This window comes from Desulfomicrobium orale DSM 12838, assembly GCF_001553625.1.
GTDB lineage: Bacteria > Desulfobacterota > Desulfovibrionia > Desulfovibrionales > Desulfomicrobiaceae > Desulfomicrobium > Desulfomicrobium orale.
Map to the genome: position 1 here is coordinate 42,821 of NZ_CP014230.1, position 13,792 is coordinate 56,612.

The window sequence follows — 13,792 nt, forward strand, 5'->3', positions numbered from 1 at the left end:
CCGATGCGCTATCTCAAAGCTCTGGCCCTCGTCGTCCTGTTCTTCTTTTCCATGCTTTTCTTCACCCAGAACGTCGCTGTCCTGACGCAGGAACTGGTTCTGGGGCTCAAAGTCTTCAGGTGGGAATACCATACCGCCGCCGCGCCCTTCTATCTGCTGATCCTGCTGGCCTTCGTGGTCGGCGCGGTATCGTGCATTCTGTACTTTTTCATGGAGCGGGTGCGCCTGACCCGGGAATGCAGACAGCTGCGCAGGGACAAGGACGCTCTGGAGCGGGAAGTGGCCTCTCTGAGGCCCGTCACGAGCCCTTCCTATGTTTCCGAGGACTACCCCGGCCACTCCGGAAACTGATGTTTGCCGCCGGATTCCGTGACCCCATGGCCGGGTCTGCGGAAACAAGCGGCAGGTTTTTCACGTTTGTGCGCCCCGGAGTACTGCTGCGGGGCGTATTTTTTCCTTCACGCCGGTTTGCGCCGGAAATACCCTTCACGGAGACAGCATGTCCGATCCCGCCTCTCTTCTGTCCGCTTCCCGCACCTGGCTCATAACCGGCGTGGCTGGTTTCATCGGCTCCAATCTGCTGGAATATCTGCTGCTGCACGGCCAGACCGTGACCGGGCTGGACAATTTTTCCACCGGCTACCGGAAAAACCTCGAAGAAGTCCGCGCAAGCGTATCTCCCGAGCAATGGAGCCGCTTCACCTTCATCGAAGGCGACATCCGTGATCCGGAAACCTGCGCGCAGACCTGCAAAGGCGTGGAACTGGTGCTGCACCAAGCCGCTCTGGGCTCCGTGCCCCGGTCCATCGCCGATCCGCTGCTGACCAACGCCAACAACGTGACCGGGTTTCTGAATATGCTGGTGGCGGCCAGAGACTGCGGCGTAAGGCGCTTTGTCTATGCGGCCTCCAGCTCCACCTACGGAGATCACCCGGGCCTGCCCAAGGTGGAGCATCTCATCGGCGCGCCCCTGTCGCCCTACGCCGTGACCAAATATGTGAACGAGCTCTACGCCAATGTTTTCTTCAGGACCTACGGGCTCGACTGCGTGGGACTTCGCTACTTCAACGTATTCGGCAAGCGGCAGGACCCCGAAGGTGCTTACGCCGCCGTCATTCCGCAATGGTTCGCCGGACTCATGCGCGGCGCGCCGGTCTGGATCAACGGAGATGGCGAGACCAGCCGGGACTTCTGCTTCATCGACAACTGCGTCCAGGCCAACATCCTGGCCGCATGCGGGCAGCATCCGGAAGCGCCGGGGCAAGTCTTCAACGTGGCCTGCGGCCAGCGCACCTCCCTGAACGAACTTTTTGCCCTGCTGCGCGAGGAAGCCGCCAAATTCGTCCCGGACTGCGCCGGAGCCAGCGCGTCGTACCGTGACTTCAGGGCCGGAGATGTCCGCCATTCTCTGGCCGATATTTCCAAAATCCAGCGGATTCTGGGCTATGCCCCCAAATTCGATTTACGCGCGGGACTGGCCCAGGCCGGACCGTGGTATGCCAGAAATCTGTGCAGCTGATGCGTCGAGAAAGATCATGAGCCACGATGAAAAAATCTGGTGGTATGCCGCCAATGGCAAGGAATCCGGCCCGTACACGGCGCGGGAGCTGAAATCCATGGCCCTGGCCGGGAAAATCGCCCCGGCGGATCTGATCTGGCGGGAAGGCCTGGAAAAATGGCTCAAAGCGTCCGCCGTCAAGGGGTTGTTCGAGCCTGCCGCACCCCGTTCCGATGCTGCCGTGCCTCCGCCGCCTGCCTCCGAACCGGCAGACCCGCCTCTGCAATCAGAAACGGAAGGCGCGGACAACCGCTTCCCTGACGCCTTTCCCATGTCCGGGGAGCACTCTTCCGGGACAATCAGCGACGACGAGGCCATGCAGATTTTCGTGGGCAAAAAGTATGACCTCTACGTCAGAAAATGGGCCCGCTTCGCCGAGAAAAAAATCTCCTGGAACTGGCCGGGCTTTTTTCTGAACATAACCTGGCTGATATACAGAAAAATGTACCGCCCCGCCGCTCTGCTTTTCGCAGCCATGATAGGAGCGGGCATTGTCGTGGGATTTCTCCACATATCCGAAGGCACAATCCAGGCGCTCGGTATTGCCGTCAATGTACTGGTCGGCTTGCAGGGCAACTATTGGTACAAATTGCATGCAGAACGTAAAATAAAACGAATAAAGGAATGCATTGTTCCTCATCAAATCAGAAACGAGATCACCCGGCAGGGCGGAACGAATCTGGCCGGCGCACTCATTTTTTTCCTTCTGATTTTTCTGCTGGTCATTATCAGCCGCCTTGGTTCTCTGAGCATGGCGGGCAAAATCTGATGAATTCTGATGGAACGACCTACCTGTTCCGGCCGGATGGAAACAGCCCGCACGGCGACCGAAAAGGCTCTTTTCAGACGGCCTCGGGCCGGGCTGTGATACACCGAAAACCCGCACGACCGACGTCTGGAAAAATCATAGTTCCCGATGAAAAATCCGACCCGCTGATCTTATGAACACCGTCAAGCTCACCCCCATGATGGAGCAGTATCTGCTCGTAAAGGAAGAATACCCGGACACTCTGGTGTTCTTCCGCATGGGGGACTTCTTCGAGCTGTTCTTCGAAGACGCCGAAATCGCGGCCCGCGAGCTGCAGATAACCCTGACCAGCCGCAATCCCGGCGCGGACAACCCCGTGCCCATGTGCGGCATGCCCCACCACGCCATCGACGACTATGTGCGCCAGCTGCTGGAAAAAGGATACCGAGTGGCCCTGTGCGATCAGGTGGAAGATCCCCGGCAGGCCAAAGGACTGGTCCGCCGGGAAGTCACTCGCGTGCTCACGCCGGGCACGGTGGTGGAAGACCAGAATCTCGACGCCAAGGGACACAATTTTCTGAGCGCCCTGTTCTGGCACCCGGACCTGGGCGGCGGACTGGCCTGGGTGGATGTTTCCACGGGCATGTGGTCGGGCCTTCAGACCAGGGCCGAGGCCGCCCTGTGGCAGTGGCTGGTGAAGATGAATCCCAGCGAGATTCTGCTGACCCAGACCCAGGCCCTGCCCGCTCATCTGGAAGAAGCCGCCAGAAAAGTATCCCGCTATCCGGAAAAGACGTATTTCGACGGGCCGGGCGCTACGGACAAGATTCTCCGGGCGCAGCGGGTGGCATCTCTGGCCGCCCTGGATCTGGAGGACAAGCCCGCCCTGACCCGCTGCTGCGGGGCGCTTCTGACTTATCTGGAGCTTACCCAGAAGCGGTCCCTCGAGCATCTGCGCCCCTTCGAGCCCCTGAACATCGCCGCCACCCTGCTTCTGGACGAAGTCACGGAGCGCAATCTGGAGCTGTTCCGCACAATGGACGGCGGCAAGGGCCGGGGAACCCTGTGGCAGGTGCTGGACCAGACCCAGACGCCCATGGGCGGCCGCCTGCTGGAAACCCGCCTGCGTCAGCCCTTCCGGGAACTGTCCGCCATCTCGCCCGTGCAGGACATGGTGGCCTATCTGCACGAGAAAGGCGCGGAGCGCGAAAAGCTGCGGCAGTTTCTGGACCGCGTTCACGATCTGGAGCGGCTGTGCACGCGCATCGTCATGAACCGCTCCATGCCCCGGGATTTCGCCTCACTGGGCGTGTCCCTGGCCGTCCTTCCGGCCATGCGCGCGCATCTTTCCTCTCTGGAGAATCCCCCCGCCAAGCTTCAGTCCCTGCTGGATTCCTGGGACGATCTGGATGACGTCTGCGCCCTGTTGCGGCGGGCCCTGGCCGACAGTCTGCCTCCGGTCATCACCGAAGGCGGACTGTTCCGTCCCGGATACGATGCGCGGCTCGACGAACTGATGGAGCTGACGGATCACGGCCAGACAGCCCTGAACGCCGTGCTCGAACGCGAACGGGAGGCCCTGCCCCGGCTCAAACTCGGGTACACCAAGGCCTTCGGCTACTACTTCGAACTGAGCCGGGCCCAGAACGCCGCGCCGCCGGAACATTTCATCCGCCGCCAGACCCTGGTCAACGCCGAACGCTACGTCACGGAAGAACTCAGGAATCTGGAGGAACGCCTCCTGAGCGCCGCCGACCTCCGCAAGGCACGGGAATATGACCTTTTCCTGACCCTGCGCGAGGAAGTGGCCGGGCACAGGCAGCGGTTCATGGACATGGCCCGGACCGTGGCCGAGCTCGACTTCACCCAGAGCCTGGCCTACGCCGCGCACAAATGGGACTGGAGCCGCCCCGAACTGCACGAAGGGCTGGATATCATCATCAAGGGCGGCCGCCATCCGGTGGTGGAAGCCGTGCAGGGACGGGCCGGATACATCCCGAACGACCTCACTCTGGACGACAACGGCCGGTTGCTGCTCATCACCGGACCCAACATGGCCGGCAAGTCCACCGTATTGCGCCAGGCGGCCCTGATCTGCATTCTGGCCCAGATGGGCGGCTTCGTGCCCGCGTCCTCGGCCAGGCTGGGGCTCTGCGACCGCATTTTCTCGCGGGTAGGCGCTTCGGACAACCTGTCCATGGGGCAGTCCACCTTCATGGTGGAAATGAGCGAGACAGCGCGCATCCTGCGCCAGGCGGGCAAGCGTTCCTTGGTCATTCTGGACGAGATCGGACGCGGCACCAGCACTTTCGACGGCCTGTCCCTGGCCTGGGCCGTGGCCGAGGAACTGGTCCGCCGCCAGGGGGGCATCCGCACCCTTTTCGCCACGCATTACCATGAGCTCACGGCCCTGGAAGAACGGCTGCCGGGCCTGCGCAACTACAATATCGCCATCCGGGAATGGAAGGGCGAGATCGTTTTCCTGCGCCGTCTGGTACCCGGACCGGCGGACCGCAGTTACGGCATCGAGGTGGCGCGCCTGGCCGGAGTTCCGGCTCCGGTGGTGGCCAGGGCCAAGGAGATTCTGGCCGTTCTGGAGCGCACCGCCCCGAACAGCGGCAAACGCCGGGAGCTCATCTCCAGACAGGCCGGTCTGCCCGGCCTTGGGACCACCGCCCCCCCGCGGGAGGAAATGGAAGAGAATCCCGTACTGACGGCCCTGCGCGCCCTCAACGTGAACGAGCTTTCCCCGCTGGACGCCCTGACCCTGCTCCATCAGTGGAAAGACATGGCCGGCTGACCCGGCAATAAGGAACCCCGGATGAGAAAACTGCTCTGCCTTCTGCTCCTGCTGGCCGCCTGCGGAAAAAAGGAATGGCCCCAGCCCGTGCTCACCGACGAGCTGCTCCACATCAACCACCTGGAAGCCGGCATGGATGGAGATTGCCTGCTCGTCAGCGCCCAGCTCGGCGGCAATCTGGTCAATCTGGAGTACTTCCTGGTGGAGATCGAGCAGGATGGATGCCCCACCTGCCCCTTCACCCCGTCCGTGACCAAAAAGCTTTACCCCTATTCGGACGGCGTGTTGCGCCGGGAAAACAGCTTCATCCTGAGCATCTGCCAGCCGCTTCCGGCCCGCTCCCTGCGCGTCCGCCTGCAGGCGGACAACACGCACGGCGCTGTCGAACCGGCGGTATCCAAAACCATCACCCTGACCCCGCAATCCGGAGAAAACTGATGCATTATTTTCAGTATAAAAACGGCGAACTCCACGCCGAGGATCTTCCCGTCGAGGCTCTGGCCAGGGAGTACGGCACGCCGCTCTACATCTATTCGGCCACGACTCTGAAGCGACACTACCGGGCCTTCGACTCGGCCTTCTCCGGAATCCCTCATCTGACCTGCTACTCGGTCAAGGCCAACTCCAATTTGAGCCTGCTGCGCATCCTGGCCAGGGAAGGAGCGGGCACGGATATCGTCTCCGGCGGGGAACTGTTCCGCGCCCTGCGCGCCGGAGTGCCTCCCGAAAAGATAGTTTATTCCGGCGTGGGCAAAAAAACCGGGGAAATCCAGGAGGCTCTGCTGGCGGGCATCCTCATGTTCAATGTGGAATCCGCCCAGGAGCTCGAACGCATCAACGCCGTGGCCGGGGAAATGGACAAGGTGGCCCGGATCAGCCTGCGCATCAACCCGGATGTGGACCCCAAGACCCATCCGTACATTTCCACGGGACTGAAGGAAAACAAGTTCGGCCTGTCCCGGAGCGAGGCCCTGGAAACCTACGCCCTGGCCCTGAAGCTGCCCCATGTGGATCCGGTGGGCCTGGACTGCCACATCGGCTCCCAGCTGACGCAGCTCTCCCCGTTTCTGGAAGCGCTTGAACGGCTGAAGGCTTTTCACGGTCAGCTGGCCGATATGGGTGTGCGGATCAGATATCTGGATCTGGGCGGAGGACTGGGCATCACCTACGACGAGGAGGAGCCGCCCCATCCCGCTGATCTGGGCAGGGCTCTGGTGAAGGCCCTGCAGGGCATGGACGTGACCCTCATTCTTGAGCCGGGCCGGGTCATCGCCGGGAACACGGGCATTCTGGTCACGGAGGTGCAGTACACCAAAACCAACGAAGGCAAGAACTTCGTCATTGTGGACGCGGGCATGAACGACCTGATCCGCCCGTCCCTGTACGGCTCCTACCACCGCATCGCGCCGGTGCGGGAACGCGGCGGAGCGGAAATTCTGGCCGATGTGGTCGGCCCTATCTGCGAATCTTCGGATTTTCTGGCCAAAAACAGAAGTCTCCCTCCCGTTGCCCAGGGCGATCTGCTGGCTGCCTTCTCCGCCGGGGCCTACGGCTTTGTCATGTCTTCCCAATACAACTCCCGGCCCCGGGCGGCGGAAGTCATGGTGGAGGGAGACCGGCACGTGCTGGTGCGCGGCCGGGAAACCTACAACGAACTGCTGGCTCTGGAAGAAGCCGGGCTGTCTTCCATTTCAGCATTGGAGGGGTGAATATTGTTATCTAACTTCCTATTTAATTTTCTGCGCATAACATTAAACATTTAATAACTGGAGTGAGCTGTGTACAGAATATTTCTTTTATGTATTATCATTTCATTTCTTTTCGTTACCACAGGATGTGTAACAGATGATGGTGGACCGAGATACAGAGATGTTCGTTCCTATAGTGAAGGTTTAGCTCCAGCCCAATCTGAAAATGGACGATGGGGATATATAAATGAAAAGCAAATTTGGGTAATTTACCCAAGGTTCGAAGAAGTCAGAGATTTTGAAGACGGAAAGGCTGCTGTAAAGCTCAATGGGCGATGGGGATTTATTAACAATCAAGGAAAATGGCTATAGCACATATATATTTATAATTATGCATTATAGGAGGTTCGCTTGAAAATATTTTATACATTATTCTTTATGTTTATACTTTCTTCCTGTGCATCTGCACCATCACAATTATATCGACCAGCAAACTATAATGGATCACCATGGAATATTTCAGGAGAGATGAATCATTTTACAAATCGGATTACGATAAAAATAAACAATAACGTTGTCATCGATGGAACACTTTCTTTCTTATCTGGAGACGGAGAATTCTTCGGTTATTATGAAGGCAAACAGGTTACAGCATCTTGCATGACAAGTATGGGATCATTCTCAGAAAAAACGAATTGCTTTGTTTTTGTGGATGGAGAGAAGGCTGCAACACTTACATTTACTCAATAAAATGTTGTCCTGAAGATCACACATAAAAGAGCCCTGTCGGGAATTCTCCAGGCAGGGCGCATATCCTCCGGCAACGATATCCTCATAACCTGCAATGCGGTATCCCGCCTGTCCGAGCCCATCAGGCGACCCCGTAGGAAATCGCGGGAGATCTGGACTGGAGCGGACCGCAGAAGACAATTGTCTTTTCCCGTCTTCCAGCGTACGAAATACGAAGCTATCGAGGCAGTTTTACAATTCATTCCCATGCCTCCCTCTGGAAAGCCTTTTTGCACCATTGCAGCCATACTCCGGCCCAACCGCGCCATCTGACCGGCGTCTCAAAGGAGTACGACTATGAACAAAAGCGAACTGGTCCAGTCACTTGCGAACAAACTCAATGTTCCGGTTGAGGATGCCGCCGTCATTGTGGACACATTTTTCGAGTCCATGCGCGAAGCTCTGCTGCGCGGCGACAGAATCGAAATACGCGGCTTCGGCAGCTTCAAGATCAAGCAGTATGAAGGCTACACCGGCCGGAATCCCAAAACCGGCGAGTCCGTTCAGGTCAAACCCAAGAAGATGCCCTTCTTCAAAGCGGGCAAGGGCTTGCTGGACTATCTGAACGAATAGAAGCGTTCTCGCACAAATGATGCCGTCCGACCCGCGCAGCGCCGTACCGCAAAAGTATGTCCGCTGCGTTTTTTACCTGTACATCCATGAAGCACAGCCCTCTCAGCCGCCGGAAATCAGCCTGCCTTCACGGAGTTCCGCATGCATTCCGCCGTCCAGCGCATCGCCGCCATACATGATCTGTCCGGGTTCGGAGGAGGTTCCCTCTCCGCCGTAGTCCCCATTCTCTCGGCTCTGGGGATACAGGTCTGCGCCCTGCCCACTGCCCTTCTGTCCACCCACACCGGAGGCTTCAGCGGTTTTCACTTCCGCGATCTGACAGAAGACATGCGCTGTATCATCAGCCACTGGAAAGATCTGGGACTCTACTTCGACGGCATCTATTCCGGCTTTCTGGGTTCCGCCGAACAGATTCATATTGTCCGGGATTTCATCACCACGTTCAGGAAGCAATCTTCCCTGGTGGTAGTCGACCCTGTGCTCGGAGATGACGGGCAACTCTACGAAACCATGCACCCGCAGATGATCAAAGGTATGCGGGAACTGACGGCCTGCGCCGACGTCATCACCCCGAATCTCACCGAAGCCGCATTGCTGCTGGGCCATGAGCCGGGCCCGGTATCCACCCCCATCGTGAAGGACTGGGCCAGAGATTTGTCCTCTCTGGGACCGGAACGGATCATCATCACCAGCGTGCCGGAAAATCACGGCAGCGGGACATCGGTCATCGCTTACGACAAAGCCAACGAACGCTTCTGGAAGGTTGCATGTCCTTATATTCCGGCATGTTACCCAGGAACTGGAGATATCTTCGCCAGCGTGATAACGGGCTCGCTGCTGCAAGGGGACTCCCTGCCTCTGTCTCTGGATCGGGCGGTACAGTTCGTATCCCTGGCTATCCGCGCCACCTTCGGGCATAATTTTCCGGAGCGGGAAGGGGTTTTTCTGGAGCGGGTGCTGCCCAGTCTGAATGCTCCCGTCTCCATGAGCAGTTTCGAACTGATATGAATCCACCAAGCTTCCGCGCCATCTTTGTCAGCGATCTGGACGGCACCCTGCTGCGAGACGACAAAACGGCTTCACGCAAGGATACCCAGGCCCTGTGCGAGCTGCAAAAACACGGCGTGCTGCGGGCTGTGGCCACAGGCAGATCCATCCATTCCGCCCGAAAATGCCTGCCGCCGGACTTTCCTGTGGACTATCTCATTGTCTCCACCGGCAACCAGATCATCCGCTGGCCGGATGGCGAAGCTCTTCAGAGCGCGCGGCTGACCAGCCCGGAGATCGAAAAAACCCGCGAGCTGCTGACCGGCCTGGGCGTGAACTTCATGATTCACGACGATTTTCCGGACACACACCACTTTTCCTACCATCGCGGCCCGGCACCCAGTGCGGATTTCGAACGCCGCCTGAATCTGCATGCCGCTTACGCCCGCGAATACGCCGGACTTCCCGGAAGCGCCTCCCAGTTTCTGGCTGTTCTCGATCCCGCCCGGGACGATCTTTTTCATGCCATTGCCAAGGCCAGTCCGGAACTGAGCGTGGTCCGGGCCACTTCACCGCTGGACAACAGCTCCATCTGGGTGGAAATCTTCGCCCGGGGCGTGTCCAAGGCCTCGGCCATCGACGCCCTGCTGCACCGCCACGGCCTGAACGGCGTCCTGACCGGAGCCATCGGCAACGACCATAACGACCGGGAAATGCTGGAACGGGTTCATCTGCCCTACGTGGTCGCAGGGGCCTTTCTGCCCCATGAACCCCGGTACATAAAAACTCCCGGCAACAACAGCGGCGCGGTGTCTTTCGCCGTGTCCCACTTTCTCAAAGCTCTGAACCACGCATGAAACATCTGCTGACCATACCCGCGGCCCTGGGCGAACGGGCCGCCGCCGTCACCGTCCACACGGGACAGTGGGCCGTTTTCTCCCTGACCGCCCTGGCAGGGCTGCTTCGGCCGCGCGGGCTCATGCCCAAAATTCTCCGCGACATTCATTTCATCGGCTTCAAATCGCTCAGCATCATCGTACTGGTGGCCTTTTTCACGGGCATGGTGCTCGGCCTTCAGGGACACCGCACCCTGGTCGAATTCAGTGCCGAGGGCATGCTGGGCGTGGCCGTGGCCCTGTCTCTGGTGCGCGAGCTGGGGCCGGTGCTCACGGCCATCATGCTCATCGCCAGGGCGGGATCGAGCATCAGCGCCGAAATCGGCATCATGCGCATTTCCGAGCAGATCGACGCCCTGTCCACCATGAACGTGGACCCCGTCCGCCATCTGGTCACGCCGAGGCTGGCGGCCTCCTTCGTCTGCTTTCCCCTGCTCACGGCTGTTTTCGACTGTGTGGGCATCCTCGGCGGCTATTTTTCCTCCACGCTGCTCAGCACCCGTTCGGGCATCTTTTTCAGTAAAATCCAGTCAAGCCTCCAGATGGAAGACGTCACCGGCGGGTTCATCAAGGCCCTGGTCTTTTCCTTCATCGTCATGACCGTCTCCTGCTACTGCGGCTATTTCACCCATCTGAACCGCACCAGCGCCGGAGCCCAAGGCGTGAGCAACTCCACCACCTCGGCCGTGGTGCAGTCCTGCGTCTATGTGCTCATCGCGGATTATGTCATCACTTCCCTGTTGATGTGACCATGAACGAACCCCTCATCCAAATCCGCAATCTGTCCAAGTCCTTCGGCGGGCGCGTCATCCTGAAGGATACCTCGCTGGACATCCGGCGCAACGAAATCACGGCCATCATCGGCAAGAGCGGCGTGGGCAAAAGCGTTCTGGTCAAGCATATCATCGGCCTAATCGAACCCGACGCCGGGGATATCGTGTTCGACGGACAGTCCTACGCCGCCTCGGGCCGCAAAGCCCTGGCCCGGATCAAGGACAGATGCAGCTACATGTTCCAGCACAACGCCCTTTTCGACTCCCTGACCGTGTTCGAAAATGTCGCTCTGCCCCTGCGGGAAAAGGGACGCATCCGCAAAGAGGAGCTGGAGCGGCGGGTCAGAGCCCGCATCGCACAGCTGGAGCTCACGGAAGTGGCGCAGATGTATCCCAGGGAAATTTCCGGCGGCATGCAGAAACGCGTGGCTCTGGCCCGGGCCCTGATCACCGAACCGGAGATCATCTTTTTCGACGAACCCACCACCGGCCTGGACCCCCTCCGGAAAAAGGCCGTTTTTTCCATGATCCACCGCTACCACCGGGAATTCAACTTCACGGCGGTCATCATCACCCACGACATCCCGGACATTTTTTACATCGCCCACGCCGTGCACATTCTGGAGGACGGCAAAATCGTCTTTTCCGGAGATCCCGTCACTCTGGAACAGTCCGCCTCGCCGGAACTCTATGTGTACACCCACGGACACGAAATGCTCGTGGATGACCTGACGGGCCTGCGCAACAGGCCGTCTCTGGCGCGTCTGGTGGAAAACGGCGCCCCGATGGAGCTGACGGTCATCCATCTCCGCGGCCTGCGGCGCCTCACGGATTTCCGGGGGAACCTTCTGGGACACACTCTGGTGGAAAAAATCGCCTCCTTCATACGCCGGGAACTGGGCCGCGCGGCGGGCCTTTATTCGCGGGAAACCATTGTCATTGCCGCCGGAAAAGACGATGACGCCGAAGGCGTGGCAAAACTCGGACGTTTTCTGGAAAGCCCGGCTCTGCGCCGTTTCAGCGAAGAATACGACCTTGAAATATCCCTGAGCGCCCACCGGGCGAAACCCGGCGGCCTGCCGGAACTCTGGGACCGCCTCGCCCGCATGGAAAACGAACCGGCGATCCCGACAGGACACCATATATGAAAGCGAACTCCATCTCACTGCACGCGTCCGTGGGTCTTTTTCTGCTCATCGGCCTGGCCTGCACGGCGTATCTGTCGCTGACCCTGGCCAACACCGCCTTTCTCTCGGGCGGACACTACACCCTCACAGCCAGATTCGCGGCCGTGAACGGCCTGCGCCCCGGCAGCAACGTGGAAATATCCGGGGTGCATGTGGGCAAGGTCACGGATATTTCCCTCGAACCGGAACTCTTTCAGGCCGTGGTCACCATGCAGGTGCGTGACACCGTGCCCGTGCCTTCCGACTCCACGGCCGTCATCAAGACCAGCGGCCTGATCGGCGACAGGTACATCAGCATCATCCCCGGCGGCGACGACTCCACTCTGGAAGACAGGGGTGTCATCCTGGACACGCAACCGGCCGTCGATATTGAGGAACTCATCTCCAAATACGTTTTCGGAAGTGTAACCAAATGAAATGCCTTATCTCATCAGACATCTCCGGCCATGGCGGCCGGAAACTGCTCGGCGCGGCACTGTCCCTTCTGCTGCTGCCCGCTCTGGCCCTGGCCCAGACCTCGCCCACGGACTATGTCCGGACCAATGTGGACGCCGTGCTGGCCGTGCTGAACAACCCGGAATATGCCGGAAACCAGGAGCTGAAGGTCCAGCAGATCGCGCTTCTGGCCGACAGCTTCTTCGACGCCCAGGAATTGTCCAAACGCGCCCTGGGCCAGTACTGGAAGATTTTCCGGGAAGATCAGCGCCGGGAATTCCAGGAGCTTTTCGTGGATCTGCTCAAGAGCACCTACCTGAAAAAAACGGCGCTCTATAACAACGAAAAAGTCATCTATGACCGGGAAACGCTGAAATCCGACACGCTGGCCGAGGTGCATACCACCCTGACTTCGCCCAAGCTGTCCGTCCCCGTTGTCTATTTTCTGATCAAACGCGACGGAAAATGGGGCGTGTACGACGTGGCCGTGGAAAACGTGAGTCTGGTCAGGAATTACCGTTCGCAGTTCCAGAGCATACTGCAGAACAATTCCCCCGATCAGCTCATGGGCATCCTGAGGGAGAAAACGCATGAATAAAGGCTTCATCGCCGCCCTGCTGATTCTGTGCCTTTTTGCCGGAGCCTGCGCCGGTAGAAAAGCTCCGGACCCGTCCATGGACGCCTCGGAAGACGATTTTCTCATGGAAGACGGGCCGGCCCAGCCCGACAGCCTGGAAAAGTTCAACCGGGGAGCTTTCGCCTTCAACGACGGCGTCATCACCCATGTTTTCACACCGGTGAACGATGTGTACACTGGCCTGTTTCCTCAGGATTTCCGCAACGGCTTCGGCAATTTCCACAGAAATCTGGGGTATCCCGCGCGGCTGGTGAATTCTCTCCTCCAGTTCAAGCTGGACAAGGCCGCCAAGGAAACCGCCGCCTTTGTCCTGAACACGTTCTTCGGCATGGGAGGTCTGTTCAACGTGGCCAAGGGCGTTCCGGCCCTCAAGACCTCTCCCGAGGACTTCGGCCAGACCCTGGCCTTTTACGGAGTGGGACACGGCTCCTATCTGGTCCTGCCTCTTCTGGGGCCGTCCTCCCTGCGGGATGCGGCGGGCTCGGCGGTGGACATGGTTCTGCATCCGCGCTTCTGGATACGGCCCGACGGCCTGAGCTACGGTCTGGCCGCCCACGAGAAAACCAACCAGCTTTCGGCCATTCTGCCCGTCTACCAGTCCATGAAGGCCGAATCCCTGGACCAGTACACCGGCATGAAGGACGTTTATTTTCAGCACAGAAACACGCTGGAGTCGCAATGACCGCCCGCGCGTCGGACGGTACGAAACAACCGGAGGCAA

Annotated in this window: 16 protein-coding genes; all 16 read left to right on the forward strand. The window is 59.2% G+C overall.

What is annotated here, in order from left to right; all coding sequences use genetic code 11:
- Positions 1-3 precede the first annotated feature (3 nt).
- The 16 genes from AXF15_RS00240 to AXF15_RS00310 all read left to right on the forward strand — a co-directional run bounded on the left by AXF15_RS00240 (position 4) and on the right by AXF15_RS00310 (position 13,753).
- Positions 4-351, forward strand: coding sequence for a lipopolysaccharide assembly protein LapA domain-containing protein (locus AXF15_RS00240; RefSeq protein ID WP_066601626.1), 348 nt, complete (start codon positions 4-6; stop codon positions 349-351).
- 148 nt (positions 352-499) lie between these two features.
- Positions 500-1,519, forward strand: a complete 1,020-nt coding sequence (locus AXF15_RS00245) for an SDR family oxidoreductase (RefSeq protein ID WP_066601631.1) — start codon at positions 500-502, stop codon at positions 1,517-1,519.
- 16 nt (positions 1,520-1,535) lie between these two features.
- Positions 1,536-2,327 carry a DUF2628 domain-containing protein gene (locus AXF15_RS00250; RefSeq protein WP_066601633.1) on the forward strand — a complete coding sequence of 264 codons (792 nt, stop codon included), beginning with the start codon at positions 1,536-1,538 and terminating at the stop codon, positions 2,325-2,327.
- Positions 2,328-2,499: 172 nt separating this feature from the next.
- A complete protein-coding gene (gene mutS, locus AXF15_RS00255) occupies positions 2,500-5,106 on the forward strand; it encodes a DNA mismatch repair protein MutS (RefSeq protein ID WP_066601635.1) in 2,607 nt (868 codons plus the stop codon).
- 21 nt (positions 5,107-5,127) lie between these two features.
- The gene (locus AXF15_RS00260) at positions 5,128-5,544 is read left to right on the forward strand and encodes a hypothetical protein (protein WP_066601637.1); all 417 of its coding nucleotides are present in this window, start codon (positions 5,128-5,130) and stop codon (positions 5,542-5,544) included.
- Positions 5,544-6,815: a diaminopimelate decarboxylase gene (gene lysA, locus AXF15_RS00265; protein ID WP_066601639.1), complete on the forward strand. Its 1,272-nt coding sequence runs from the start codon at positions 5,544-5,546 to the stop codon at positions 6,813-6,815. Before AXF15_RS00260 ends, lysA begins: the two co-directional genes overlap by 1 nt.
- Positions 6,816-6,884: 69 nt before the next feature.
- Positions 6,885-7,166 (forward strand): WG repeat-containing protein, encoded by a 282-nt coding sequence (locus AXF15_RS13125; RefSeq protein WP_083517755.1) that lies wholly within the window; start codon positions 6,885-6,887, stop codon positions 7,164-7,166.
- Between the two features lie 39 nt (positions 7,167-7,205).
- Positions 7,206-7,544, forward strand: a complete 339-nt coding sequence (locus AXF15_RS13845; protein ID WP_151192223.1) for a hypothetical protein — start codon at positions 7,206-7,208, stop codon at positions 7,542-7,544.
- A 336-nt stretch (positions 7,545-7,880) separates the two neighbouring features.
- The gene (locus AXF15_RS00275; protein ID WP_066601644.1) at positions 7,881-8,156 is read left to right on the forward strand and encodes an HU family DNA-binding protein; all 276 of its coding nucleotides are present in this window, start codon (positions 7,881-7,883) and stop codon (positions 8,154-8,156) included.
- A gap of 141 nt (positions 8,157-8,297) precedes the next feature.
- Complete coding sequence (locus AXF15_RS00280; protein WP_066601648.1) at positions 8,298-9,164, forward strand: pyridoxamine kinase; 867 nt, start codon at positions 8,298-8,300, stop codon at positions 9,162-9,164.
- Positions 9,161-10,000 (forward strand): HAD-IIB family hydrolase, encoded by an 840-nt coding sequence (locus AXF15_RS00285; RefSeq protein WP_066601651.1) that lies wholly within the window; start codon positions 9,161-9,163, stop codon positions 9,998-10,000. Before AXF15_RS00280 ends, AXF15_RS00285 begins: the two co-directional genes overlap by 4 nt.
- Complete coding sequence (locus tag AXF15_RS00290) at positions 9,997-10,788, forward strand: MlaE family ABC transporter permease (RefSeq protein WP_066601653.1); 792 nt, start codon at positions 9,997-9,999, stop codon at positions 10,786-10,788. The genes AXF15_RS00285 and AXF15_RS00290 overlap by 4 nt, the downstream gene beginning before the upstream one ends.
- Before the next feature lie 2 nt (positions 10,789-10,790).
- Positions 10,791-11,960, forward strand: coding sequence for an ABC transporter ATP-binding protein (locus AXF15_RS13130; RefSeq protein WP_083517756.1), 1,170 nt, complete (start codon positions 10,791-10,793; stop codon positions 11,958-11,960).
- Complete coding sequence (mlaD, locus tag AXF15_RS00300) at positions 11,957-12,415, forward strand: outer membrane lipid asymmetry maintenance protein MlaD (protein WP_066601655.1); 459 nt, start codon at positions 11,957-11,959, stop codon at positions 12,413-12,415. Before AXF15_RS13130 ends, mlaD begins: the two co-directional genes overlap by 4 nt.
- On the forward strand, positions 12,412-13,032 hold the full coding sequence (locus AXF15_RS00305) for an MlaC/ttg2D family ABC transporter substrate-binding protein (protein ID WP_083517757.1): 621 nt from the start codon (positions 12,412-12,414) through the stop codon (positions 13,030-13,032). Before mlaD ends, AXF15_RS00305 begins: the two co-directional genes overlap by 4 nt.
- Positions 13,025-13,753 (forward strand): MlaA family lipoprotein, encoded by a 729-nt coding sequence (locus tag AXF15_RS00310; RefSeq protein ID WP_066601656.1) that lies wholly within the window; start codon positions 13,025-13,027, stop codon positions 13,751-13,753. The genes AXF15_RS00305 and AXF15_RS00310 overlap by 8 nt, the downstream gene beginning before the upstream one ends.
- The last annotated feature ends 39 nt before the right edge of the window (positions 13,754-13,792 follow it).